Source organism: Paracerasibacillus soli (assembly GCF_042432965.1).
Classification (GTDB): domain Bacteria; phylum Bacillota; class Bacilli; order Bacillales; family Amphibacillaceae; genus Paracerasibacillus; species Paracerasibacillus soli.
Genome location: NZ_JBHLWL010000062.1, coordinates 30437 through 55484, shown reverse-complemented (window position 1 = coordinate 55484; position 25048 = coordinate 30437). Strand labels below are relative to the sequence as shown.

Genomic DNA, 25048 nt, shown 5'->3' with positions numbered 1-25048 from the left:
TTTACAGTATAAAACATGATTTTTGCTTTAATCATCATCTAATAATTGAATTCGTATTCGATTTCTTTGATTTTCCTCTGAGATGAGTCTGTGTAAAGTAATGAAAACAAGTCCATCACGATATGTTGCTTCTATTTTATCTATACGAACAGGGAATGGTAGTGTAAGGCTTCGTTCAAAAGCACCTTGAGGGATTTCTTTCTGCACTACATTGCCACTATCATGGTGTATATCAATAACGCCTTTTAACTCAATCGTTGTGTAGTCCACATATATTTTAAAGTCATCCAATTCAGTTAATCCTGGCACACTTACAATTAATAATAACTCGTGATCGGTTTGATACATGTTCACTTGTGGAAAGTTATTTGGTTTTACCATTCCGTCGAATTGATTCCAAAATGAATCATTAAAAAAATGGCCCATCGATTGCTGCCAATCACTCATTTTTTGAAAGGATTCGATATTTTTTTTCCAATCATGATGCTGAAAAGGATTCATCGTCTCACCTCAATGTAAACAGTCTTAAGAGTCGTCTTCTAATCTATGTCTTTTCATCAATATGTGATTATCTTCTTATACAGTATATGTGCAAAACATAGGTCGGTGAAGCAAGATATTTTTCGGGAAATGATAAAATTGGTTATGAATGGATCATTTGCGGGAATAGTGTAGAGGATGGGGTGGTTTTTATGCTAAGTAATGCGTACGTCATGGTCTCAATTATTTTAATCATTAATATTGTATATGTGTCTTTTTTTACGATACGCATGATTTTAACAATGAAAGGTCGACGATATATTGCGGCTTTTATTAGCATGTTCGAAGTGGTCATTTATGTTCTCGGATTAGGTCTCGTATTGGATAATTTAAATCAAATTCAAAACTTAATTGCCTATGCAGTTGGTTACGGGCTTGGGGTTATAATTGGAACAAAAATTGAAGAAAAACTTGCCCTCGGTTACATAACGGTAAATGTTATTTCCTCTAATCCAGATATTGATTTCACACGTCGATTACGTGAAAAAGGATACGGTGTTACAAGTTGGTTTGCCTATGGAATGGAAGGGGATAGACTTGCCATGCAAATTTTATCGCCAAGAAAATATGAACTAAAATTGTACGAAACGATTAAAAATATCGACCCAAAGGCATTTATTATCGCTTATGAACCGAAACAAATTTATGGTGGATTTTGGGTAAAACAAGTTCGAAAAGGACGACTATTTCATCCGAAAAGAAAAAAGTCTGCGGATACAATTGCACCGGATGCAACGACACATATGAATACAACTGAAAAAAATGAAGATAATTCGAAACCGTAAACCTACTCAAACTTTGGGTAGGTTTTTTTCGGGATTTTTCGGTGAACAAGGGGTGTAAAAAGGATTTAGAAAAGTGTAGAGTAAAGAACACTTATCTATTCAGATGAATAATAATCAATATTTTTTCGGAGACTTTTCAATTATCCTAAAAAAGTCAAACATGAAAGCGCACCCTTTGCATATTGTTTAGAAAAATAAGAAAGGGATGTGGCACATGTTGCTAAAACGAATAGTAAGTGTGACTTTGTTTGTTTTCATGATGTTAACAGTTTCAACAAGCTTTGCTAGTGCGAATACAATGTATGCTCCTGTACCAAGTGCATCACAAGATAATACGCTTTTGGGGAAGGTAGGTAATGGTAATGATGAAACACCTGGTGAATGGACGCTAGGTGAGACGCCACCCCATTTAAAACAGGAGGCACCAATTCTACTGTTCGTTCCAGGATTAAATAATGTGGCACAAATTTGGTGGGAAGTGGAAAATAGTATGGCTGAAGCTGTATATGATGCCGGTTATCAAGCGGCATTCATCCAGTTGCATGACGCGGGTGGCGCATCAGCAGATATGTGGGATAATGGCCAATTACTAGCGGAAAAAATTCGTGAAATATCCGCACATTTTAATGGCAAGCCAATTACAATTGTTGCGTATAGCAAAGGTGGGGTTGATACGCAAACTGCACTCACCTATTATGGTGTCTCTCATTTAGTAAACAATGTCATTACTTTGTCGAGCCCGCATCATGGTTCTCAACTTGCCAATCTAGCTTATAGTGCAGGCGCTAGTTGGTTGGCTGATTTAATCGGGGCAAAGGGAGACGGAACATATGCCATGCAAACAGGGTATATGGAGAACTTTCGCCTGGAAACAGATCAAGAGGCCCAGGCATATGCCAATAATTTTTACACTTTAGGTGGAACGGGCTGGGGGACAGTTTTCTCTGCAAATTGGTTTGGAGGTGTGTATTTATCGACTTACGGCCAAAACGACGGTGTGGTAACTGTAAATAGTAGTCGCTTACCAGGCGGTCAAGAATTGGCAGTTGAGAATTGGAGTCACACAAATATTAGAACGGGTATTACCTTGCCGATTTTTGAAGATTATCTTGCTAGCGAACAGACGAATCATGTATTTGATATGATTGATCGAAACGATAGTGTGATGAAAGTACCGGCAAATCGTTGGATTACAGGTGCTCCATTGAAAGGGGGGAAATTGGAACAAATTCCAATTACAGTGGAAGAAAAGGTTGAACAACTTAAATTCACACTTTTAACCGCTAGTCCTTTAGCTAATGTCAGCATACTGGATCCACATCATAAGCAAGAAAAGTTAAAAGTAGACACATTAAAAAGCAAAGATGAGTTTTTTACAGGTGCGTACATTCATTCGTTTACCATTGAAAAGCCGGTAAGCGGAGAATGGCAGCTCCAATTGGAATCAAAAGACGAAAATGCTTATTTACTTTTAGCGGACTATGATGCAACGAGTAAACTGCATACCCAAACTCGGACGAAGGAACAACTATCGAAACTACATGCAACGAATCAATTCTTTTATGAAATAGAACACGATGCAGCAGTTGTTCAAACGGATTCATTGCAAGCAACTTACCACATTACAAATACAAAAAATCCACAATCGACACAAACAATTACTGCAACTGGAAAAGATGCATTATCACAATATTTAACTTTTACGCAACATGATACAGTGTATAGTATAACGATTGAAATCGAAGGTAAAACAAAAGCAGGAGAACTATTTAAGCGAACGATGGTTGATTCTATTTATCATCCTTAACATATGAGAGATAATAACTAGCTTATAGTTGAATATGATAGGCCATCAATCAATACGCTCTTGCAGTTAGTTATTCCGTGATGACTTTAAAAAGTGAAAGGCGAAGGAAGCTGACGAACATTTAATTGATAAATATAATAAATGTTCGCATTACGGGTTGACACACTTTTACCCTATTTGGTATGCTTGAATCAACAAGTGAATATGCGTCCTCATATAATTTTGGAATATGGCCAAAAGTTTCTACCTGGCACCGTAAATGCTGGACTATGAGGGAAGATGGTATAAAACGTAGTTATTGATGATATTTTTTAATGACGCTACATTGCTTATTTTGCTATGTAGGGTTAAAGGATCCAAAAGTGGTCAGGTAAAGTCTATTCATCTTCTCTCATTTTGGGGGAAGAGAATAGACTTTTTTAATTTTTTAGGGGCTGTTCAAAATAAAAAATTATCCATTTTGAACAGATACATTACATAGAAAGAAGGGATTTTCTCATGCCTTTAGTAGGGGTTATAATGGGGAGCATTTCCGATTGGGATACGATGAAAAATACGTGTGACGTGTTGGATGCATTAGACATTCCATATGAAAAAGATGTTATCTCTGCACATCGCACACCTGATGAAATGTTTACCTATGCGAAGTCAGCGGAACAACGCGGGCTAAAGGTAATCATAGCAGGTGCGGGTGGTGCAGCTCATTTACCAGGAATGGTTGCTTCACAAACAAATCTGCCTGTCATTGGCGTTCCAGTAAAAAGTAGTACATTGAATGGGGTAGATTCGCTCCTCTCGATTGTACAAATGCCGGCTGGCGTGCCTACTGCAACGGTTGCAATAGGTAAAGCGGGTGCAACGAACGCGGGTATTCTTGCTACACAAATTATTGGTGCATTTGATCTAGATGTGAAACAACGTCTCGTTCATTATCGGAGGACAATGCAGGAAAAGGTTGGAGAAATGAGGGAAGAACTTGAAAAAAAGTAATGTAATACTTCCACCTCAAACAATTGGAATCATTGGTGGCGGTCAACTCGGAAGAATGATGACAATGGCTGCAAAAACGATGGGGTATAACGTAGCAGTTTTAGACCCTACAGAAAATTGCCCGACAGCACAAGTGGCGGATCATCATATTCAGGCAAAGTACGATGATTTGCTCGCGATTCAACAACTAACAAAAATGTGTGATGTTGTGACATATGAATTTGAAAATGTTGATTTACATGCTGCGGCTTATATAGAGCAACAAGGTAAGTTACCACAAGGGGCTTATGCTTTACAAGTAACACAAAATCGACAACAAGAAAAACAACTAATTCAAAGGCTTCAGCTACCCGTGCCTCATTTTTATATTGTAGAAAATATCGCACAATGTGAAGAAGCTATGAAGCAAATATCCTTCCCAGCCGTCATCAAAACCTGTCGGGGTGGATATGATGGAAAAGGCCAAATAAAATTAACATCTTTAGCAGATAGCCAACTCGCAATAGACTTTGTGAATAAACATGGGCATTGCATCGTGGAAGAGTGGCTTTCATTTGATAAAGAAATATCAGTCGTTTTCACAAGATCACAAGCAGGTCAAATTACATTTTTTCCAATTGCAGAAAATGAACATCGGGAACATATTTTATACAAGACAAATGCTCCAGCAATAATTAGTGAAAATGTACAAGAAAAGGCATTTGAAGCAGCCCGAATACTTGCTGAAAATATGGATGTTGTCGGCACGTTTGCGATAGAAATGTTCGTGTGTGGAGAAGATATTTACATAAATGAAATGGCTCCACGCCCACATAATTCAGGACACTATACGATAGAAGCGTGTAATGTATCACAATTTGCACAACATATAAGGGCAATCTGTGGACTGCCGCTAATAGAAGTGGAACTTTTACAACCGGCATATATGGTGAACATTCTCGGGGAGGATTTGGAACGAATTTTACATATAGTACCTCACCTATCGTCTGGTTTTCTTCATTTATACGGAAAAGAAGAACCGAAACAAAAACGTAAAATGGGCCACATGACCTTTATTGGACAGTCTGCGGAACAATTACAACAACAGCTTAGACCTTTGCAGGAGGCAATACAATGATTGAACGGTACACAAGAAAAGAAATGGGACATATTTGGACGGAAGAAAATAAATATGCTGCTTGGCTTGAAGTAGAAATTTTAGCGTGTGAAGCATGGAGCGAGTTAGACGTAATTCCTAAAGATGATGTGACAACTATTCGGGAACAAGCAACTTTTGATATGGATAGAATTTATGAAATTGAAGCAGAAACAAGACATGATGTCGTCGCTTTTACGCGTGCTGTATCGGAATCATTAGGTGCAGAAAAGAAATGGGTTCATTATGGATTAACTTCTACTGATGTAGTAGATACGGCACAGTCTTATCGTTTGAAGCAAGCAAATGCACTGATTTATAAAGGGCTACAGCAATTTATTACAGTGCTAAAAAATAAAGCTATCGAACATAAGCATACAATTATGATGGGGCGCACACATGGCATACATGCAGAGCCTACAACATTCGGTTTAAAAATCGCCCTTTGGTATGAAGAAATGAAACGTAACCTCGCACGGTTCGAGCAAGCTGCCAAAGATGTGGAGTTTGGTAAATTATCAGGGGCAGTTGGCACATATGCAAATATTGATCCATTTGTAGAGAGTTACGTTTGTGAAAAATTAGGTTTAACACCAGCACCAGTTTCTACGCAAACATTGCAACGTGACAGACACGCGGCTTATATCGCAACGTTAGCGTTAATTGCAACATCTATTGAAAAATTTGCTACTGAAATTCGCGGCTTACAAAAGACGGAAGTACGTGAAGTAGAAGAATTTTTTGCGGCGGGACAAAAGGGTTCATCCGCCATGCCACATAAACGTAATCCAATTGGATCGGAAAATATGACAGGACTTGCGCGTGTATTACGAGGGCATGTTATGACTGCATATGAGAATGTAACACTTTGGCATGAAAGGGATATTTCTCATTCGTCAGCAGAAAGAATCATATTACCAGATGCAACGATTGCACTTGATTATATGATACATCGCTTTACAAACATTGTGAAAAACTTGACTGTATTCCCTGAAAATATGAAACGAAATATTGAAAGGACACATGGTGTAATTTTTTCACAACGCGTATTACTTCAATTAATTGATAAAGGGATGTCTCGTGAAGCAGCTTATGATATCGTGCAACCAATGGCGATGCAAGCATGGGAAACAGAAACACATTTTAAACAATTACTAAAAGCAGAAAAACGGATTTCAAATGTCTTATCTGGGCAAGAAATAGAATCGTGTTTTGATTACACGTATCATTTACAAAACGTTGATCAAATTTTTGAACGAATAGGTTTAACTTAACTTAATTTTTGTAACATGAACGAAGTGGCAGTCATTGGGCTTATCGGTATGTAAGCATAATAGTGTTTTGTAAAAAATGTTTAGAAACTGGAGGAGAGGCATCCATGGTGAAGCAATATAATCAACCAACCCCTGAGGAAATAAAAGCTGAAAAGATTTATCAAGAAATGGGTTTAACTGATAAGGAATATGATGATATAACAACGCTTTTAAATCGGTTACCGAATTATACAGAAACAGGGTTATTCTCGGTGATGTGGTCTGAACATTGTAGTTATAAAACATCGCGTCCATTGTTGAAAAAGTTACCAACGGAAGGAAAACATGTTTTGCAAGGACCTGGTGAAGGTGCTGGTGTTGTTGATATTGGTGACAATCAGGCTGTTGTATTTAAAATTGAAAGTCACAATAGTCCCTCTGCAGTGGAACCATTCGAAGGAGCTGCAACGGGCGTTGGCGGGATTGTTCGTGATGTCTTCTCTATGGGAGCAAGGCCGATCGCACTCATGAATTCATTACGTTTTGGGAATCCGCAGACGGAAAAAGGGCGTCATCTTGTGAAAGAAGTCGTTCGTGGTATTGCACATTATGGAAATAATTTGGAAGTCCCAACAGTTGGTGGCGAAATACAGTTTGATGATTGCTATGAAACAAATCCATTAGTTAATGCAATGTGTGTCGGATTGTTAGAACACCAAGATATTCAAAAAGGGATTGCAGCTGGAGTTGGAAATACAGTTATTTATGCAGGTAGAGATACCGGGATAGACGGAATTCACGGTGCTACATTTTCATCAGATGAAGTGGAGGAAGAAGTAGACCATACACAGGCAGTAGCGATTGGCGATCCGCATATTGAAAAAAAGCTAATCGAAGCATGCTTAGAAGCAATCAAATCTGATGCGCTCATCGGGATGCAAGATATGGGAGCGGCCGGTTTAACGTCGTCTGCGAGTGAAATGGCTAGTAATGCTGACACAGGAATTACCTTATATTTAGATGCGGTACCGCAACGAGAGAAAAATATGTCCGCTTATGAAATGATGCTTTCCGAATCACAGGAGCGCATGTTACTTGTTGTAAAACAAGGGCGTGAGCAGGAAATTATCCAACTGTTTGAAAAGCACGGCGTAGACGCTGTTGCGATTGGGGAAGTAACGGAAGAACAGATGTTTACACTTGTCCATCACGATGAAGTAGTCGCGCAAGTACCAGTAAGTGCCTTAACAGATGACGCACCGGTTTATCATTTACCAGCAAAGGAACCGGCTTATTTCGAGAAGTTTCAACAAGCGGAATACCATCCGGTTGTAAAAGATTATGCAGAAACATTCAAGAAACTTTTACAACAGTTAACGATTGCGAGTAAAAAGTGGGCATATGAGCAATTTGATTCATCTGCACGAGATTGTACCGTTGTTGGTCCAGGTAGTACGGCAGCAGTTGTATCTGTTCATGACGATAAAGCAATTGCAATTACTACAGATTGTAATGCGAGATACATATATTTAGATCCGAAAACAGGTGGGGAAATTGCGGTTGCAGAGGCGGCACGAAATTTAGTTTGCGCAGGAGCAAAACCACTCGCGATTACAGATGGGTTAAATTTTGGGAATCCAACGAATCCGGAAGTATTTTGGCAAATGGAACAAAGTATCGCAGGCATAGGTGAGGCAAGTTTGAAACTTGAAGTTCCGGTCATTAGTGGCAATGTTTCGCTCTACAACCAAACAAAAGAACAAGCAATATTCCCAACACCAATTATTGGAATGGTCGGGCTCTATGAATCTATGAAACATATTACACCAAAAGATTTTCAAACAGCAGGTGACCTCATTTATGTTATCGGTCAGGCAAAGGCGGAATTTGGTGGAAGTGAATTACAAAATGTGCTTCAAGGCTCTTATAGTGGAAAAGCACCATCTATTCATCTAACAACGGAAGCGAATCGACAAGAACAATTGTTAACAGCCATTAAAGAAGGCCTCGTCACCTCGGCGCAGGATATTAGTGAAGGTGGATTGGCTATAGCTTTAGCGGAATGTTTATTTGCAAGTAAGGAGCTTGGTGCTCTCGTTCATTTAACAGGAGATCCAACGACGGAATTATTTAGTGAAACCCAATCACGTTTTATTGTTTCGGTGAAAAAACAGCATCAACAAGCGTTTGAAAAGATGATGGAGGACGCAAAACAGATTGGAGAAGTAACGAATAATAAACAACTTGTTATTTGGTGTCATGATGAGAAGTGTATCGATGAAGAAGTAGAAACTTTAAGCACATTATGGAACCATGCACTTCCAAAACAATTGGAAAGTAAAGCTTATGTGGGGTGAAATTGAATAATGTTTGCAATATGGGGACATGAAAAGGCAGCGGAAATTACTTATTATGGGCTACATGCCTTGCAACATCGTGGGCAAGATGGTGCGGGAATTGTTGTCAATAATGGTAAAGAATTAAAGCTACGTAAAGATGTTGGGTTGGTGAATGAGGTTTTTAACCAAATTAACTTTCAACAGCTTGATGGCCATGCAGCAATTGGGAATATTCACTATGCAACGAACAATGAAAGCTCTCATGTTCAACCGCATCTTTTTCAGTCACAGGTTGACAGTATGGCAATTACACATATTGGAAACATCATCAATGCGGAATCTATTCGTGGTGATTTAGAGAAAAGTGGTAGCATTTTTCAAACGAAAACAGCAACAGAACTTTTGGCTCATTTAATGAAACGTTCTGGGCAGAAGCTAACGGAACATGCACTTATGGAAGCTTTACAGAAATTGGTAGGTGCCTATGCATTTATCGTTTTACAAGAAGATAAGATGTTAGTTGCACTCGATCCACGTGGTATACGGCCATTATCAATTGGGAAACTAGGCGAGGCCTATGTCATTTCATCTGAAACTTGTGCTTTCGATATGATTGGAGCGAAGTATGTCAGAGAAGTAATACCTGGTGAGCTAATGATTATAGATGCATCGGGGCTTCGTTCCATGCCGTTTACTTCACGCGAACAAAGAAAACTTTGCGCGATGGAATATGTTTATTTTTCACGACCTGATAGTGACTTAAACCATGTGAATGTTCATGCATCTCGAAAACGAATGGGGATAGAGTTAGCAAAAGAGGCGTCCGTTGATGCAGATGTTGTCATCGGAGTGCCTGACTCTAGTATTTCGGCGGCAATCGGCTATGCAGAATACACTGGTTTACCTTATGAATTAGGACTTATTAAAAACCGCTATGTCGGGCGGACATTTATTGCGCCATCGCAACAGTTAAGAGAACAAGGGGTAAAAATGAAATTGTCCCCAGTTCGGGGGATTGTTTCAGGTAAGCGGGTCATTATGATTGACGATTCTATCATTAGAGGTACGACTTGTAAGCGGATTGTGAACATGTTATTGGAAGCTGGAGCGACAGAAGTTCACGTTCGTATCGCCTCTCCTCCAGCGACAAATCCTTGCTATTACGGTATTGATATGTCAACAAAGGAAGAACTTATGGCTGCAAACCATGCTGTTCATGAAATATGTCATCTAATAGGAGCAACAAGTCTCGCTTATTTATCATCTGCAGGGATGGAAAAGGCAATCGTCCAAGATATAACGAATGCCCAAGGTGTATGCCAGGCATGTTTTACAGGACAATATCCGGTTAAGGATGAGCGGTTCATGCAAATAACGCAAACAACGTAAGCGTCAGGGTTCTTGTGAATAGCGTCAATATAGGTTTTGTTATTGCAAGCACGTTATCTAACACCATCGTAAACACAGCAAACATAAAGGGAAATAGCATATCAGCAAAAAGGGTAATTTTCTTTGAGGAATGAAAAAAATATGGATGAAGGTGGGAAAGACATTTTGGCTAGCGTATATAAAGAAGCAGGAGTCGATATTGAAAAAGGATATGAGGCCGTCCAACGAATAAAGAAACATGTGGATCAAACAAAGCGACCAGAAGTATTGGGGAAAGTAGGCGGCTTTGGTGGATTATTTGATTTGTCATCACTTCCGTATAAAGAGCCAGTTCTCGTTTCAGGTACAGATGGTGTCGGAACAAAGCTAAAATTAGCCTTTGAATTGGAACAACATCATACAATCGGTATTGATCTTGTGGCAATGTGTGTAAATGACATTGTTGCCCAAGGAGCGGAACCATTATTTTTCCTTGATTATATTGCTAGCGGGAAATTAGAACCCCATGTCATAGAACAAATTGTTTCGGGTATCGCTACAGGCTGTGTGGAGGCGGGAGCAGCACTAATCGGTGGAGAAACAGCAGAAATGCCAGGCATGTATCAAGTAGGAGAATATGATCTGGCTGGATTCGCTGTAGGGGTTGCTGAGAAATCACGACTAATAACTGGTGACGAAGTAGTAGAAGGTGATGTGGTCATCGGATTATCCGCTAGTGGCATTCATTCAAATGGTTATTCACTCGTACGAAAAGTAATAACAGACTTAAATTTAAGTGAAGTTTATCCCGGGCTATCTCAACCACTTGGTGACTTATTAATGGAACCAACGAAAATATATGCGAAAGCAATAAAGGATCTGATGAAAAGTTGCCAATTAAAAGCGATTGCACATATAACAGGTGGCGGATTTTATGAAAATCTCCCAAGGATGTTACCAGAAAACCTAGGAGTAGAAATCAAGCGAGGCAGTTGGCACGTTCCAGATATTTTTACTTTTATACAAGAAAAAGGAAATATATCTGAGGCAGAAATGTTTCATGTTTTCAATATGGGAATTGGCATGGCAATAGTTGTAGCGGAAGATGAAGTGGATCAAGTGCTTGGAATACTACAGGGACTAGACGAGGACGCACAAGTAATTGGTACGGTCACACGTGAAAAAGGAGTGTCCTTTCGTTGATAGCTAAACCGAACATTAGCATTTTTGCTTCTGGGAGAGGTAGTAATTTTAAAGCAATTATTGCAGACCAATCCTTGACCTGTCAGTTATTAGTAAGTGATAATCCGACAGCACCTGTAATTGAGATTGCTAAAAAGCATCATATCCCAACATTTACTTTTGAACCTAAGCAATACGCGGACAAAGCTAGCTACGAGCAAGCAATATTAGCAGCACTTAAAAAATATGAAATCGAATGGATATTTTTAGCAGGTTATATGCGCATGATAGGTCCCAATTTATTAAATGAATATACAGGGAAAATTGTAAATATCCATCCATCCCTATTACCAGCCTTTCCCGGGAAAGATGCCATCACACGCGCATACAAAGCACGTAGCGAGCAAACGGGCGTGACAATACATTATGTCGATGAAGGGATGGATACAGGCCCAATCATATGCCAACAACCTGTCCCAATTCACGAGCAAGACACACTTGAAACATTACAGACCCGCATCCAGAAAACAGAACACCAGCTTTATCCAAAAGTAATAAAGGAATTAATCAATGTGAAGACATTGGTGGAATGAAAAGTGCTGAAACAGGTAGAAGATAGCGCGGATGGTAGAAGCTGTCGGATTCGTGGTAGAAGATTAGCTTTTGATGGTAGAAGTTCACGAATCCGTGGTAGAAGATCTGCTTTTCATGGTAGAAGTTCGCGAATCTGTAGTAGAAGCTTGGCTTTTGATGGTAGAAGTTCGCGAATCTGTGGTAGAAGCTGAGCTTTTGATGGTAGAAGTTCGCGAATCTGTGGTAGAAGCTGGCCTCGATGGTAGAAGTTCGCGAATCCGTGGTAGAAGCTTGGCTTTTCATGGTAGAAGTTTGTGAATCCGTGGTAGAAGCTGGCCTCGATGATAGAAGTTCGTGAATCCGTGGTAGAAGCTGAGCTTTTGATGGTAGAAGTTCGCGAATCCGTGGTAGAAGATCTGCTTTTGATGGTAGAAGTTCGTGAATCTGTGGTAGAAGCTGAGCTTTTGATGGTAGAAGTTCGCGAATCTGTGGTAGAAGCTGGCCTCGATGGTAGAAGTTCACCAAAGCAAGTTGAAGTTTGAAAAGTACTTGATGAAATGAACAGATGGGGGAGTTTGATTTGAAAAAACGTGCACTATTAAGTGTTTCTGATAAAACGGGAATTGTTGATTTTGCCAAATCCTTAATACAATTAAATTATGAAATTATTTCAACTGGTGGGACGCTAAGAGCTTTAGAAGAAGCGGGGATTCCTGTTATTGCAGTTGACGAGATTACTAGTTTTCCAGAAATTTTAAATGGCCGAGTGAAAACGCTCCATCCGCATGTTCATGGCGGTATTTTAGCAAAACGTCATCAACCAACGCATCACAATGAACTCCAACAACATGGGATTACATATATTGATCTCGTTGCTGTAAATTTGTATCCATTTAAACAGACTTTGGAACAAATTAATGCGACACATGATGAAATTATGGAGCAAATTGACATTGGTGGCCCAACGATGTTGCGGGCAGCAGCAAAAAACTATGTAGATGTAGCGGTTGTCGTAGATCCCGAAGACTATAGTATGGTTGTTCAAACATTAGAGAAAAATGAACTTAACGCTGAAACGCGTCTTCATTTAGCAGCGAAGGTATTTCGACATACTGCACATTATGATGCCTTAATTGCCCAGTACTTTTCCGAAATCACGAATAATCCGTTTCCGGAAACATATACAGTTACATATGAAAAAGCCCAAACTTTACGATATGGAGAAAATCCGCATCAACAAGCTGCCCTTTACCGTGAACCAATTATTACAAGTAAAGGCTTAGCTTCAGCAACACAACTTCATGGAAAAGAAATGTCATATAACAATATTCAAGATGCGAATGCATGCCTAGAAATATTACAGACATATGAAGAACCAGCTGCTGTTGCAGTAAAACATATGAACCCTTGTGGAATAGGGATTGCAGATACGATTGAGACAGCTTTTGCAAGAGCGTATGAAGGTGATACGACCTCCATCTTTGGAGGCATTGTTGCGGTAAATAGAGAAGTAAGCGAAGCACTAGCAAAAAAACTTCAAAGTATTTTTCTAGAAATCATCATTGCACCTAGCTTTTCAACTGAGGCACTAGAAATTTTACAGAAGAAAAGAAACCTTCGTTTACTTGCTTTACGAGATAAGCATCAATCTGTCCTACAAATTCAGTCGCAATTCAATTTGAATAGTACGAACGGTTTATTACTTGTGCAACAAAAAGATCAATTCCCACTAAATCGTGAAGAGTGGACTTATCCAACTGAACGAAAGCCTACGGAAGAAGAATGGTCTGACTTGCGCTTTGCTTGGAAGGCAGTGAAATATGTGAAATCAAATGCTATTGTGCTTGCAAAAGATGGGCAAACAATTGGAATTGGAGCAGGCCAAATGAACCGTGTAGGGGCGGCTAAAATTGCCATTAATCAAGCTGGAGACAAAGCAGAAGGAGCTGTGATGGCCTCTGATGCGTTTTTTCCGATGCCAGATACGGTTGAGGCGGCAGCGAAGGCAGGGATAAAGGCAATTATTCAGCCGGGTGGCTCAAAACGTGACCAAGATTCTATTGATTTATGTAATTTGCATGGCATTGCGATGGTATTTACAAATAGGCGGCATTTTAGACATTAATCTTTGTGAACCAACATGTAGTTTTATAATTAGAAAACAATAAAGGGGACAAATTGATGAAAGTATTCGTTGTCGGACGTGGTGGACGGGAACATAGTATTGTAAAAAAGCTAGCAGAAAGTAAAAGCATTCGTGATTTATTTGTCGCACCTGGAAATGTTGGAATGAAAGAAGCGGTGCATGTACCAATTGACGAGCAAGATATTGATGGTTTACTAGCATTTGCAATAGAAAATAAGATTGATTATACAATTGTAGGTCCAGAAAACCCGTTACAACTTGGTATTGCGAATCGTTTTATAGAAAATAACCTAACTATTTTTGCACCAACAAAAGAAGCGGCACTTCTAGAAAGTAGTAAAGAGTTTGCAAAAGCATTTATGAAAAGACACCATATACCAACAGCGGCATATGAAACATTCACAGATATTGAAGCCGCACGTGAGTATATAAAAGAAAAAGGTGCACCAATCGTCATTAAAGCTGACGGATTAGCTGCGGGTAAAGGCGTCGTTGTCGCGCAAACTGAAGGGGAAGCATTTGCTGCCGTCGATGCAATGCTCGTAAATAAGAAATTTGGTGATGCAGGCGAAACAATTGTCATAGAAGAATTTATGGAAGGTACAGAATTTACGCTAATGGCTTTTGTACATCGTGACAACGTATTTCCAATGGTGCCAGCTAGAGATCACAAAAGAGCGTTTGATTATGATAAAGGACCTAACACAGGTGGAATGGGGGCCTACGCACCTGTTGCAGATATTACGGACGATATAGTTTCATTTGTAACAAAGGAAGTGATACAGAAAACTGCGACAAAAATGGTGCAGGAGGGACATCCGTTCACTGGAATCCTGTACGCAGGTATGATGATGACAGCTGAAGGGCCGAAAGTTATCGAGTTTAATACGCGATTTGGAGATCCTGAAACACAAGTTGTATTGCCCTTACTAAAAAATGACTTATTGCAAGTAATGATAGATGTACAAAAAGGAAAAAATCCACAATTAAACTGGCGCGATGAATATTGCGTTGGTGTAGTTTTAGCAGCCTCAGGATATCCAACAGAAACATATAAAAAGGATATTTTATTACCACAATTTAAAGGGAATATTTTTACTGTTTACGCAGGGGTAGATGCACTTAATGAAAAGATGGTATCTGCAGGTGGACGCATTATGCTAGTAGGCAGTACTGGTAAGACTATGATGGAAGCTTCAGAAAAGGTCTATCAAAGTATGGAACAAACTGAAGTTAGTGAAGATATATTTTATCGGAGAGATATAGGCGGATTGTTATATCCAGTCTTATAGTAATTAGATTTTTAACAGGGACCAAACCAAATACAAAAATGGGCGATGTGGGGATGCGAATGACAATATGTTTCGTATCCCTATTTTAGTATATATAACAAGACAACAAAATTGATATATCCTATTGACAAATAGTTGCAATGGGATATAATTTTTGAAATAAATAAAACACGATGGAATGGGAGGGACATAGGATGAAGTATGATGCATTGAACAAGACAATTCATACGGATAGATTATATTTGAGGCTTTTCGAAAAAAATGACGCAGAAACTATTCAAGTATTATGTAATAATTTTAAAATCTATAAAAGTACACTTTACTTACCATACCCATATGCTTTAAACGACGCCTTAGTATGGATGGAAAACCACGAGAAAAACTTCAATGAAGATCGTTCATATGAATTTGCAATTACAGATAGAATCAGCGGAAATCTATATGGTGCTATTTCATTATCTAACCATCAAAAATTTAATAACGGAGAAATTGCGTATTGGATTGGTGAAGCATATTGGGGAAGGGGTTACGGAACAGAAGCTGCAAAGGCAATGATAGACTTTGCTTTTAAGGAGAAAAAATTACATAAAGTATTCGCACGCTATTTCAAGTCGAACCCTGCGTCAGGAAGAATTATGCAAAAAATAGGCATGGTTCAAGAAGGCTTATTGAAAGATCATGTAGTAAAAGATGGAAAATATGAAGACTTCATTTATTACGGCATCATCAATCCTTATGATATAGAAACAGATACAATGTAGTTATAAATATTGAATATCCGTGTTTTATTTTATTAAGTATGAAACATTTATCTTGCATACTAACTAATGTAACTGAACAGATATTAAACAACCAAAAAATCCTTAATACAATAAATGTAGTAAGGATTTTATATTTTTCTCCAACTTATCAATGAAGTTTTTTGACTTTTAAAATACACCTAAAAAATGTACCAATCCCAAAAATACAATGATGCCCTTATAAGGAAACAACTAGTAGGAGAAGTGCGCTCCCTCTCATTGACCAAACTCTCATCTTTATATTTTTAATCTTTCGTATGCGTATAGAACGGAATAATCATGGAGATTAATACCAATTGCATTTTAAAATGAACAGAATGCAAGAAGGATGAAATATATATTTTACGCTTTATAAACACGGAAATTGAATTGTATACCAAATAACAATAGTATATAATATATCTAATTATTTGAATGTATAGCTTGCACGTAGACCCCTAGTAAACTTCATTTTAGCTTCCTGTAATTGGAGGGATAGTTTATTAGTGCTTTTTTATATAAAGGCGAGATGATAAGAGAAAGGCAGGGGTTTATGAAAAAAATTATCCTAATTGGTTCTGGTGGAGCGGGAAAATCAACATTGGCAAGACAATTAGGGGCCAAGCTGGGACTAAACGTATATCACTTAGATGCACTATTTTGGCAGCCGAATTGGGTAGGCCTTCCAAGGAATGAACAAATAGAGATTCAAAATGAGTTAGTAAAAAATGAGGCATGGATCATTGATGGAAATTACGGTGGAACGATGGATATAAGACTTCATGCGGCAGATACAATAATCTTCCTTGATATTCACAGAGCAATTTGTGTTTATCGCGCTTTGAAAAGAATGGTGAAGTATAGGAATCAAACGAGACCAGACATGGGGGAAGGTTGTGAAGAAAGAATCGATCTCGGCTTTTTAAAATGGATATGGAATTATCCGAAAGAAAAAAGACCGGAAATCCTAAAAAAGCTAGAGCTGTTATCTAATGAAAAACAAATTATTATTTTAAAATCGCCTAGACAAATTCGTGGATTTTTGGAAAGTCTATATTGATTTTTGTAGCATATGCAATAAACGGGCGCTATTTTTTGAATGAAGAGCAGCCCTATTTTTTTATAGTAGAAAGGTGTATGAAAATGAATGAAAGTAAAATTGCTTATTATGAAAAGGAATCACCAAAGTTTAACCCCCTGGAGCATTTAATCCTTCGTGTAAATGAGATGGAAAATAAGTCGGACTATGGGGGAAAAGTTGCACTTAAGTGGAAAAAGATTATCGATGATACGCTTATACATGAGGTTTATCCAGTAATACACCCGATAGGACAAGAAACATTTTCTTTGTACGCAGAGTTTCCAATAGGTATTTTTGAATACGCTTTAGACATAGATGGTGCAACTTCATATATAAGAGAAAAACATATTAATAGGGAGATTTTTGATCCTGTTGACATAATAAACGCTGTTGATGAAGGAAATATAAATAAAGATACAAGCAAGATAAAAACCAATCATAAGAACCCCGTAATGGCACTTCAAAGTCAGTATTTAACTGGAAATAAACCTTATTGTATTAATGGGAATCATCGGATTTTTGAAGCTTACCGTAATAACGAGAGACAAATTGCAGTGTATGTTTTTAAAGAGCTTGAATTCGTCCCCTTTTTCTACGATATCTGGAGCAAAGCTATGTATTTTCTAGAAATAGATTATAATAATGTCATTCACAATGATAGAAAGCATTTAAGAGATGATGTTGAAGCCTTTGCATGTTTATTTTAAGGAGATAAAAAGTGAAAATAATTGTTATTGGTAGTATCGCAGTATTATTGATATTAGTTATTGCAGTTGTTTTGATAGGAATTGCCGTTTATAAGCATAATATGAAAAAAGATAAGTACGATTTGTTACGTTACTTTAAAAGCAATAAAGATAAAATATCTATTACTTTAAAAGAAAATGGAGAAGAAGTACTTTCTATTAACTCGGATAAGAAATATCCATTGGCAAGTACATTAAAAGTAATAATAGCATTTAATTTTGTTAAGTGTGTAACGAATAACAAGATTTCTATTACTGATAAAGTAAAGTTAGAGGAACTAGATAAATTTTACATTCCACATACAGATGGGGATGCTCATCCTAACTGGAAAAGATCAATCAATTACTCTACTGAAGTATCTCTACTAGAAATTGCTAAAGGAATGATGCAATTTAGCTCTAACGCTTGTACGGATTTTCTAATCGATAGAGTTGGGCTGGATATCATGAATAAAAGTCTGAAAACACTTCAGTTAAAACATGATAAAATAGCTTATTTCACACCGACTATTCTACTGCCAGGATATTTATCGGATAAGCGAGAGTCGGCTAAGGCTAAATTAAATGTCATGGATATGCAGTCTTATCAGGAATTATCAAATAAATTATTCGAAAAAATGAAGTTAAATGAAACTGACCACCTTGTAAAAAAAGCACCCTTCATGTTGGATCAAAAATTACAACTTTTATTGACAAATAAAATGCCCTCTTCAACGACAAGGCAGTATGCTGATTTAATGTTTAAATTAGGTAGAGAACTCCTTTCAAAAAGAGAAAAAGAATTATTTAGTGAAATTTTGCTTGGTAAGAACATAAAGAGTCATAGTGATGATTACCTCTGGTACAAAGGTGGATCCACCATGTTTGTTTTAACTTCCGCTCTCTACAAAGAATCTCAAAATACGACGACATCTGTCTCCCTATTTATGAAGGATGATACAGGTGGAGAATTATATTGGATACGAAATATATTTAATGATTTTGTGATAAGTATTGCAACAGACATGGTATTTAGAGAAAAGGTAAAGGAATTGGCAAACTAAAATATTTGCAACCGAACATAATATTTATATGTGAAAACGCGCTTTTATTAAAGTATAGGGCCAGACTGTGAATTACCAGAAGTGGAGGGTAAAAATGGAAAGAGAATTAGAAAAGGCTATTGCTTTACGGAAAAATGGTGATCATAGGGAGTCTAACGAATTGCTTAGGAAACTCGTACAACAGTTTCCTAATCATGCGACCATTAACTACCATTGCGCTTGGAGTTTTGATTTATTAGGAGAAGAAACGAAAGCAGTACCTTATTACGAAAAGGCAATTAAATTGGGATTGTCACCGAAGGAGCTGGAAGGTGCCTTACTAGGGTTAGGCAGTACGTATAGAGCCTTAGGGGAATATAAAAAGTCAAAAAGTATATTTCAAAAAGGAATAGAATCATTCCCGAATAATAAGGCTATCCAAACGTTCTATTCGATGACCTTATATAATTTGAATGAGCATCGTCAAGCAATGGAGTTATTACTCAAATGTTTAATAGATACAACAGTCGATGATGACATACTAAGTTATAAGACCGCTATTCATTTCTATTTGAATCATCTAGATGAAACTTGGGAGTAGTTCGTGAACTTAAGTAAAATGTGATTTTATTTTATGAATACTATTCTGTTACGAATAGTCGCAATTTTAAATTATTAATTTTAATAGTATTAGCTACATTTTCATTAATAGGCATCAGCATTGTGCGGCAAAAGGGGAGGGATAGATATGGAACTAAAAGTTATTGAAAAGATAAGGACAAATAACTTCAATGATGAACTTGTTATGCAAAAGATTACGGACATGTGGAAAAATGCATCAACGGTTTTAGCTGGGAAGAATGAAGTTGTATATGGTTTGTATCATGAATATGAATCTAATTATAGAGGAGATTATACGTTATGTGTTGCTGTTGAAGGAAAAGATAAAACTAAGCTCGTCATTCCTAACGATACAAGATATGAGGTTTTTAACGTTGACACTAACGATGAAAAAGGTGTTTTTAATACATGGACTAAAATATGGGAAAAAGAAGAAGTGGGTCAATTAAAAAGAGCTTATACTTATGATTTTGAAAAGTATTATCCAGACGGAGGCATTGAAATTAGTATTGCTATTAAGGAATAGTTGTTTTATTTCTTTTGGGATAAAGGAATTGCCCAATATAGGAGCCAAGCTAAGTGGAATCAGACTTGTCTCATAAAAATATACGGAGGTTGAAACTTATGTTGATTTTATCAGCAATTTTGGGTGTTTCATTTTTTCTGATAGGATGCATTTTGAAGTTTTTCCCATCAAGAAATAAAGATACAGGGTATGGGTACAGGACATCCCGTTCCATATCTGATGAGGAGTTGTGGAAAAAGGGAAATGGGTTTTCGGGGAAATTTCTTTTGTATGGAAGTCCACTTGGTCTTATTATTTGTTTCGGTATAAATTTTGTTTCTGATTCAGTATTAAATGTGATTTTGCAATCAGTCGTATGGTTTATTTTCTTACTATCAATGTTTATGATGACAGAGAAAAAATTAGAAGAACTAGAAAAAGAAGAACTGGCCTAATTAGTCTTAACGGAATCAACATGCAGCGAAAACGTGTTAGGGGGAATTGAGTGGGAAAACAAGATGATGTTATCTTTAGGGAAATACAATATTTTCGTCAAGTATGGTTATGGATATTAGTCTTGTTGCTTGCTGGACTTATGTGGTATATCACAATCAAGCAGATTATTTTTAAAGATCCGATGGGAGATAATCCTGCTCCAGACATGCTCTTAATTATCCTTTGGCTAGCTTTTGGAATTTTCTTCCCAGTGTTTATACTACGCATGTGCAAATTGATCATTGAAGTCCGCACAGATGGTATTTATATACGCTTTTCCCCCTTCCATACTCACTATAGATCATTTTTGTATAAGGACATAATTAGCTATAAGCCTGTTGTATACAATTCGCTCAAGCGTTTTGGTGGTTGGGGTATACGTTTTAATGCCAAGGGAGAAGTAGCATACAACATAAGTGGTAAACAAGGAATAGAACTACAATTAAAAAGTAATACCGTTGTTGTAGGCACACAAAGACTAGATAAATTGTTAAAGGCTATGAAACGAGAGTCATAGTGTGAAACTGAGTTTTTCATCAATCGGGCGAATTTATTGAATAAGTAGCATACCAGATCGGTCTAGTAAGTAAGAAAAAGTGGAGGGATAGATAATGCAAATGCCGGTACATATCGTTGCCGCGGGAGGCTTTGTAGAAAATACCAAGGGTGAAATATTATTAGTAAAAACCCGTAGAGAAGGTCACTGGGTATTTCCAGGTGGCCAAGTGGAAGTTGGGGAAAACCTAATTGACGGAGTAATTAGAGAAGTAAAAGAGGAAAGTGGAATTGACGTTAAAGTATCCCATTTGGTAGGGGTTTTCTCTAATACAGCAACATATGAAGGACATAGTGGTGTAAAAATTGTACCGACAAAAGTTATGTTTGATTTTGTATGTGACCCTATAGGCGGGGAATTGGCAACATCCGATGAAACTTCAGATAGCCGTTGGGTTAGTAAAGAGAAAGTTCTAGATATGGTTTCGGCTCCTGTTCTACGTACTCGCTATCAAGTATATTTAGATTATAATGGAAGTGTCCATTATATGGATTATATAACGAGGCCACAGTTTGAGTTGAAATTTGAAAGAAAATTATGAGGAGGTCTTTTAGATGCAGTGGTCGGAAATAAGTTCACTACTAATTATGCTATTGCTTTTAGGTTGGGGTATTAGTTTAATGCGTCAAAACAGTGCTTTAAAAAAGGAAAACTATAGACTTTTAATGAAAACTGAAGAATATGGCGATATGAAAAATGAAGCAAAAGAAATATTAAAAAGTTCAACAGAAGTAAAGACTATAAAATCATTAAGAGAGAAATATGGTTTATCATTGATAGATGCAAAAAAAATCGTCGACTCAGTAAAATAGTACTTAATAGCAAAAAGGAAAATAATCCCTCAAAGTCTGTTCAAATCACTAAGGGATTATTTTTTACTTTTATCGGACATGATAAACGCTATTAGCATGCCAAATGAAACCATCAGCATTAGGACGCTTATTATAGGTGTCACCTCCCATCTTGGAATTTCCAAAGAAGGTTACCAGTGCACCAGCCCTCATGTGAAGCCAGTTTATTAAACTCTAGATTGCATTTAAAAAAATATATTGACAACATAAAAAGATACTTATATTATTATATAGACCGATTGTTATAATTGTGATGGGGGTAAGTTCTATGTCTAGTAAAAAAACATCACGAGAGAAAATCTTAGAAGCAGCTACCTTGCTTTTTCATTTAAAAGGTTATCATGCTACAGGGTTAAGTCAAATACTTAAGGTGAGTGGCGCACCTAAAGGCTCTTTATATTATCATTTCCCCGATGGTAAGGAGCAATTAGCTATTGAAGCGATTCATTTATCTGCAAAGACTATTTCAACAGCTATTAAAGAAAATCTATCCACTCACAATGACCCAATAAAAGCATTTCAATATCATATTGGAAATATTGCGGAAATATTTAGAGACATGGAAAAAAGGACACAATTTAAAAACGTCCCGCTCGGATTGCTCGCTATGGAAACTGTATTTGTCAATGAAAATTTACGACAGGCATGTGAAGAAACCTTTACAATGTGGGAAAATCTTTATTACGATAAATTAAGAATGAGTGGCTATAACGAAGATTGTGCTTGCTTAATTAGTAAAACAATTAGTGCCTTAATTGAAGGGGGCGTTACGCTATGTTTTACAAAGAAATCGAGTGAGCCACTACATAATGTGAACAAGATGATCCCTTTATTACTGTCTCAGTAAAAAAGGGACTTAATTTATTGTGAAAATTATATAGACCGGTCTAATTAATTGTTTTAAAAGGAAGGAAGTAATTTATGTCTTCATCAATTCAAGTTGTGCCAGTACGTAGCCCTAAAGGTATGGCCTCTGTACTAATGTTTGCTGCATTTATCGGTCTATTTAGTGAGACGGCTTTGAATATGGCACTGACTAACATTATGTCGGATTTTGGTGTATCACCAACGACTGCCCAGTGGATTACTACGGGATATCTATTAACAATTGGTATTCTTGTACCTGTATCATCACTACTAATTCAATGGTTTACAACAAAACAATTAGTAGTCTGTTCGTTAACCTTCTCTATTTTAGGAACTATTTTAGCTGCATTAGCACCTAGTTTTGCAGTTTTATTAGTTGGGCGTATAGTCCAAGCCGTTGGAACGGGAATTATATTACCATTAATGATGAATGTTATTTTACTCATCTTTCCGATATATAAACGCGGTGCTGTAATGGGTTTGATGGGACTTGTCATTACAACAGCACCTGCAATTGGTCCTGTTTTGGCTGGTCTTATTGTTGATTCGTTAAACTGGTCTTATATTTTCTGGATCAGTCTAATCTTTTATGTAGCTTTAGTAATCATCGGGTTAAAAAAGATTGATAATGTATCAACTATTACACGACCTGCTATTGATTTGATTTCTATCCTGTTATCCACGCTTGGATTTGGCGGATTAATTTATAGTTTAAGTAACATTGCAGAAAAGTCGTTTAGTTCAGTCGAGGTATATGCTCCTTTTTTTGTAGGTGCCATATCTATTATCTTATTTAGTTTTCGTCAAATGAAAATGAAACAACCAATGATTAACTTAAGAGTGTTCAAATTTCCTATGTTTACATTAGGAACGCTGTTATTATTCAGCGGTATGCTCCTCATATTATCATCAGCCATTCTATTACCCATGTATCTAAAAACATCTTTACTATTTAGTGCGACGGTAGCCGGGATGATTCTTTTGCCTGGTAGTGCAATGAATGCCATTTGTTCTCCTTTTGTAGGAAAGCTATTTGATAAATATGGGGCAAAGAAATTTTTGCCACTTGGGTATCTTTTAGCGGCTATTTCAAGCTTACTTTTTGTCTTAACGATTTCAGCAGATACACCAATTTGGCAAGTGATCTTGGCACATACCATCTTTTTCATTGGTATTTCAATGATTATTATGCCTGCGCAAACAAACGGACTAAACCAGCTGCCACGCAAATTATATGGTGATGGCGCCGCAGTCATGAGCACATTACAACAAATTGCTGGTGGTATCGGAACAGCGTTGGCAATTACATTATTGGTAAATGGCCAAACATTGCATATGGAGAAATTTCCGAACGCTACAGCTGGTGAGTTAATGGCAGAAGGAACAAAGTATGCGTACATCTTTATCCTTGGCCTTTCAGTCATGGGACTTATTTTATCATTCTTTGTAAAGCGAGTACATGTCGAAGAGGATTAAGTAGTTTATATAAAACAAATCTAATATACATTCCCAAATGAAAGTTTGGGCGCACATGAAACAGCCACGAATGTTGTTAAAAATAACATTTGGTGGCTGTTTGAGTTTATATATTACAGGTTGTAGGATTTTGAGGGGTTGCAAAGTTGGATAGAGAAGATATTAATTTCACAGGGGAATCTGCCATTGTACACAGAAAAGGTGATATGGAAAGAGAAGTTTATTTTAATATACGATGTGCTATTTAGATGAAAAGGTATATAGAAGGGCGTGAAGAAACTGCTCCCTGTTTATTTGTTTACAGAATGTAATCCGAAAAGGCGTATGAATGTGGAATCCCTAAGATATATTATAAAACGTATTTCCAATAGGGCTGGTATCGGAAAAAATGATTCATCCACACTAATTACGTCACAGCTATGCAATACATAGGTTGATAATGACGCTTCGCTTGAAGTGATTCAAGTTCTTCTTGATCATGAAAAAAGCAAGAATCTACGCGCATCTTAGAGGAAGATTGAGACATGACTTTTATAGTAATATTATTAAAGTTTATTGATTAAAATGAATGAAGGTGCTCAAAATAAAATTGAATTGTGGTATAATTAAGGCAATTAAATTAAGGTGAAGTATAATGGG

The 25048-nt window shown here is 37.2% G+C and carries 26 protein-coding genes and 1 riboswitch; of the genes, 25 read left to right on the top strand and 1 reads right to left on the bottom strand.

Going from position 1 to position 25048, the window contains the following annotated elements; translation table 11 throughout:
- Nucleotides 1-27: 27 nt before the first annotated feature.
- The gene (locus tag ACFFIS_RS15750) at nt 28-501 is read right to left on the bottom strand and encodes an Hsp20/alpha crystallin family protein (protein WP_320381437.1); all 474 of its coding nucleotides are present in this window, start codon (nt 499-501) and stop codon (nt 28-30) included.
- A gap of 191 nt (nt 502-692) precedes the next feature.
- Here ACFFIS_RS15750 and ACFFIS_RS15745 point away from each other — a divergent pair, with 191 nt between their 5' ends.
- The 25 genes from ACFFIS_RS15745 to ACFFIS_RS15625 all read left to right on the top strand — a co-directional run bounded on the left by ACFFIS_RS15745 (nt 693) and on the right by ACFFIS_RS15625 (nt 24409).
- Nucleotides 693-1325 (top strand): DUF2179 domain-containing protein, encoded by a 633-nt coding sequence (locus tag ACFFIS_RS15745; RefSeq protein WP_390188311.1) that lies wholly within the window; start codon nt 693-695, stop codon nt 1323-1325.
- Between the two features lie 214 nt (nt 1326-1539).
- Nucleotides 1540-3132, top strand: coding sequence for an esterase/lipase family protein (locus ACFFIS_RS15740; protein ID WP_390188310.1), 1593 nt, complete (start codon nt 1540-1542; stop codon nt 3130-3132).
- Between the two features lie 192 nt (nt 3133-3324).
- Nucleotides 3325-3422: riboswitch (purine riboswitch) on the top strand.
- A 208-nt stretch (nt 3423-3630) separates the two neighbouring features.
- The gene (gene purE / locus ACFFIS_RS15735) at nt 3631-4122 is read left to right on the top strand and encodes a 5-(carboxyamino)imidazole ribonucleotide mutase (RefSeq protein WP_320381442.1); all 492 of its coding nucleotides are present in this window, start codon (nt 3631-3633) and stop codon (nt 4120-4122) included.
- A complete protein-coding gene (gene purK, locus ACFFIS_RS15730; protein WP_320381443.1) occupies nt 4109-5239 on the top strand; it encodes a 5-(carboxyamino)imidazole ribonucleotide synthase in 1131 nt (376 codons plus the stop codon). Before purE ends, purK begins: the two co-directional genes overlap by 14 nt.
- The gene (purB, locus tag ACFFIS_RS15725; RefSeq protein WP_320381444.1) at nt 5236-6531 is read left to right on the top strand and encodes an adenylosuccinate lyase; all 1296 of its coding nucleotides are present in this window, start codon (nt 5236-5238) and stop codon (nt 6529-6531) included. Before purK ends, purB begins: the two co-directional genes overlap by 4 nt.
- Nucleotides 6532-6635: 104 nt before the next feature.
- Nucleotides 6636-8867 (top strand): phosphoribosylformylglycinamidine synthase subunit PurL, encoded by a 2232-nt coding sequence (purL, locus tag ACFFIS_RS15720; RefSeq protein WP_320381445.1) that lies wholly within the window; start codon nt 6636-6638, stop codon nt 8865-8867.
- 9 nt (nt 8868-8876) lie between these two features.
- Entirely contained in the window at nt 8877-10238 is a 1362-nt protein-coding gene (gene purF / locus ACFFIS_RS15715; RefSeq protein WP_390188308.1) for an amidophosphoribosyltransferase, read from the top strand.
- 165 nt (nt 10239-10403) lie between these two features.
- Nucleotides 10404-11420, top strand: coding sequence for a phosphoribosylformylglycinamidine cyclo-ligase (gene purM / locus ACFFIS_RS15710; RefSeq protein WP_390188368.1), 1017 nt, complete (start codon nt 10404-10406; stop codon nt 11418-11420).
- Complete coding sequence (gene purN, locus ACFFIS_RS15705; protein ID WP_390188367.1) at nt 11420-11992, top strand: phosphoribosylglycinamide formyltransferase; 573 nt, start codon at nt 11420-11422, stop codon at nt 11990-11992. Before purM ends, purN begins: the two co-directional genes overlap by 1 nt.
- Nucleotides 11993-12062: 70 nt before the next feature.
- A complete protein-coding gene (locus ACFFIS_RS15700; RefSeq protein ID WP_390188306.1) occupies nt 12063-12290 on the top strand; it encodes a hypothetical protein in 228 nt (75 codons plus the stop codon).
- A gap of 23 nt (nt 12291-12313) precedes the next feature.
- Nucleotides 12314-12514, top strand: coding sequence for a hypothetical protein (locus ACFFIS_RS15695; RefSeq protein ID WP_320381448.1), 201 nt, complete (start codon nt 12314-12316; stop codon nt 12512-12514).
- 38 nt (nt 12515-12552) lie between these two features.
- A complete protein-coding gene (gene purH, locus ACFFIS_RS15690) occupies nt 12553-14097 on the top strand; it encodes a bifunctional phosphoribosylaminoimidazolecarboxamide formyltransferase/IMP cyclohydrolase (protein ID WP_390188304.1) in 1545 nt (514 codons plus the stop codon).
- A 56-nt stretch (nt 14098-14153) separates the two neighbouring features.
- Complete coding sequence (purD, locus tag ACFFIS_RS15685) at nt 14154-15410, top strand: phosphoribosylamine--glycine ligase (protein WP_390188303.1); 1257 nt, start codon at nt 14154-14156, stop codon at nt 15408-15410.
- A gap of 194 nt (nt 15411-15604) precedes the next feature.
- Nucleotides 15605-16171 carry a GNAT family N-acetyltransferase gene (locus ACFFIS_RS15680; protein WP_320381450.1) on the top strand — a complete coding sequence of 189 codons (567 nt, stop codon included), beginning with the start codon at nt 15605-15607 and terminating at the stop codon, nt 16169-16171.
- Nucleotides 16172-16742: 571 nt separating this feature from the next.
- Nucleotides 16743-17249 (top strand): DNA topology modulation protein, encoded by a 507-nt coding sequence (locus tag ACFFIS_RS15675; RefSeq protein WP_390188301.1) that lies wholly within the window; start codon nt 16743-16745, stop codon nt 17247-17249.
- A gap of 83 nt (nt 17250-17332) precedes the next feature.
- Nucleotides 17333-17977: a hypothetical protein gene (locus ACFFIS_RS15670; RefSeq protein ID WP_390188299.1), complete on the top strand. Its 645-nt coding sequence runs from the start codon at nt 17333-17335 to the stop codon at nt 17975-17977.
- An 11-nt stretch (nt 17978-17988) separates the two neighbouring features.
- Nucleotides 17989-19059: a serine hydrolase gene (locus tag ACFFIS_RS15665; RefSeq protein WP_320381452.1), complete on the top strand. Its 1071-nt coding sequence runs from the start codon at nt 17989-17991 to the stop codon at nt 19057-19059.
- A 94-nt stretch (nt 19060-19153) separates the two neighbouring features.
- Complete coding sequence (locus ACFFIS_RS15660; protein WP_390188298.1) at nt 19154-19639, top strand: tetratricopeptide repeat protein; 486 nt, start codon at nt 19154-19156, stop codon at nt 19637-19639.
- Between the two features lie 147 nt (nt 19640-19786).
- Nucleotides 19787-20185, top strand: a complete 399-nt coding sequence (locus ACFFIS_RS15655) for a GyrI-like domain-containing protein (protein ID WP_390188296.1) — start codon at nt 19787-19789, stop codon at nt 20183-20185.
- Between the two features lie 98 nt (nt 20186-20283).
- Nucleotides 20284-20619: an SdpI family protein gene (locus tag ACFFIS_RS15650; RefSeq protein ID WP_320381454.1), complete on the top strand. Its 336-nt coding sequence runs from the start codon at nt 20284-20286 to the stop codon at nt 20617-20619.
- A gap of 50 nt (nt 20620-20669) precedes the next feature.
- Nucleotides 20670-21176: a DUF6141 family protein gene (locus ACFFIS_RS15645; protein WP_320381455.1), complete on the top strand. Its 507-nt coding sequence runs from the start codon at nt 20670-20672 to the stop codon at nt 21174-21176.
- 94 nt (nt 21177-21270) lie between these two features.
- Nucleotides 21271-21756: an NUDIX hydrolase gene (locus ACFFIS_RS15640; protein ID WP_390188295.1), complete on the top strand. Its 486-nt coding sequence runs from the start codon at nt 21271-21273 to the stop codon at nt 21754-21756.
- Between the two features lie 13 nt (nt 21757-21769).
- Nucleotides 21770-22027 carry a hypothetical protein gene (locus tag ACFFIS_RS15635; RefSeq protein WP_320381458.1) on the top strand — a complete coding sequence of 86 codons (258 nt, stop codon included), beginning with the start codon at nt 21770-21772 and terminating at the stop codon, nt 22025-22027.
- 307 nt (nt 22028-22334) lie between these two features.
- On the top strand, nt 22335-22913 hold the full coding sequence (locus tag ACFFIS_RS15630) for a TetR/AcrR family transcriptional regulator (RefSeq protein WP_320381459.1): 579 nt from the start codon (nt 22335-22337) through the stop codon (nt 22911-22913).
- A gap of 74 nt (nt 22914-22987) precedes the next feature.
- Nucleotides 22988-24409 carry an MDR family MFS transporter gene (locus tag ACFFIS_RS15625; RefSeq protein ID WP_390188293.1) on the top strand — a complete coding sequence of 474 codons (1422 nt, stop codon included), beginning with the start codon at nt 22988-22990 and terminating at the stop codon, nt 24407-24409.
- Nucleotides 24410-25048: the final 639 nt, after the last annotated feature.

Bases quoted from the DNA above. Each gene is read 5' to 3' on its own strand.
- ACFFIS_RS15670 (WP_390188299.1), top strand. From the start codon at position 17,333: ATGAATGAAAGTAAAATTGCTTATTATGAAAAGGAATCACCAAAGTTT.
- purD (WP_390188303.1), top strand. From the start codon at position 14,154: ATGAAAGTATTCGTTGTCGGACGTGGTGGACGGGAACATAGTATTGTA.
- ACFFIS_RS15750 (WP_320381437.1), bottom strand. From the start codon at position 501: ATGAATCCTTTTCAGCATCATGATTGGAAAAAAAATATCGAATCCTTT.
- ACFFIS_RS15630 (WP_320381459.1), top strand. From the start codon at position 22,335: ATGTCTAGTAAAAAAACATCACGAGAGAAAATCTTAGAAGCAGCTACC.
- purF (WP_390188308.1), top strand. From the start codon at position 8,877: ATGTTTGCAATATGGGGACATGAAAAGGCAGCGGAAATTACTTATTAT.
- ACFFIS_RS15625 (WP_390188293.1), top strand. From the start codon at position 22,988: ATGTCTTCATCAATTCAAGTTGTGCCAGTACGTAGCCCTAAAGGTATG.
- ACFFIS_RS15745 (WP_390188311.1), top strand. From the start codon at position 693: ATGCTAAGTAATGCGTACGTCATGGTCTCAATTATTTTAATCATTAAT.
- ACFFIS_RS15680 (WP_320381450.1), top strand. From the start codon at position 15,605: ATGAAGTATGATGCATTGAACAAGACAATTCATACGGATAGATTATAT.
- ACFFIS_RS15740 (WP_390188310.1), top strand. From the start codon at position 1,540: ATGTTGCTAAAACGAATAGTAAGTGTGACTTTGTTTGTTTTCATGATG.
- ACFFIS_RS15640 (WP_390188295.1), top strand. From the start codon at position 21,271: ATGCAAATGCCGGTACATATCGTTGCCGCGGGAGGCTTTGTAGAAAAT.
- ACFFIS_RS15650 (WP_320381454.1), top strand. From the start codon at position 20,284: ATGTTGATTTTATCAGCAATTTTGGGTGTTTCATTTTTTCTGATAGGA.
- purE (WP_320381442.1), top strand. From the start codon at position 3,631: ATGCCTTTAGTAGGGGTTATAATGGGGAGCATTTCCGATTGGGATACG.
- ACFFIS_RS15675 (WP_390188301.1), top strand. From the start codon at position 16,743: ATGAAAAAAATTATCCTAATTGGTTCTGGTGGAGCGGGAAAATCAACA.
- purB (WP_320381444.1), top strand. From the start codon at position 5,236: ATGATTGAACGGTACACAAGAAAAGAAATGGGACATATTTGGACGGAA.
- ACFFIS_RS15695 (WP_320381448.1), top strand. From the start codon at position 12,314: ATGATAGAAGTTCGTGAATCCGTGGTAGAAGCTGAGCTTTTGATGGTA.
- ACFFIS_RS15655 (WP_390188296.1), top strand. From the start codon at position 19,787: ATGGAACTAAAAGTTATTGAAAAGATAAGGACAAATAACTTCAATGAT.
- ACFFIS_RS15660 (WP_390188298.1), top strand. From the start codon at position 19,154: ATGGAAAGAGAATTAGAAAAGGCTATTGCTTTACGGAAAAATGGTGAT.
- ACFFIS_RS15635 (WP_320381458.1), top strand. From the start codon at position 21,770: ATGCAGTGGTCGGAAATAAGTTCACTACTAATTATGCTATTGCTTTTA.
- purL (WP_320381445.1), top strand. From the start codon at position 6,636: ATGGTGAAGCAATATAATCAACCAACCCCTGAGGAAATAAAAGCTGAA.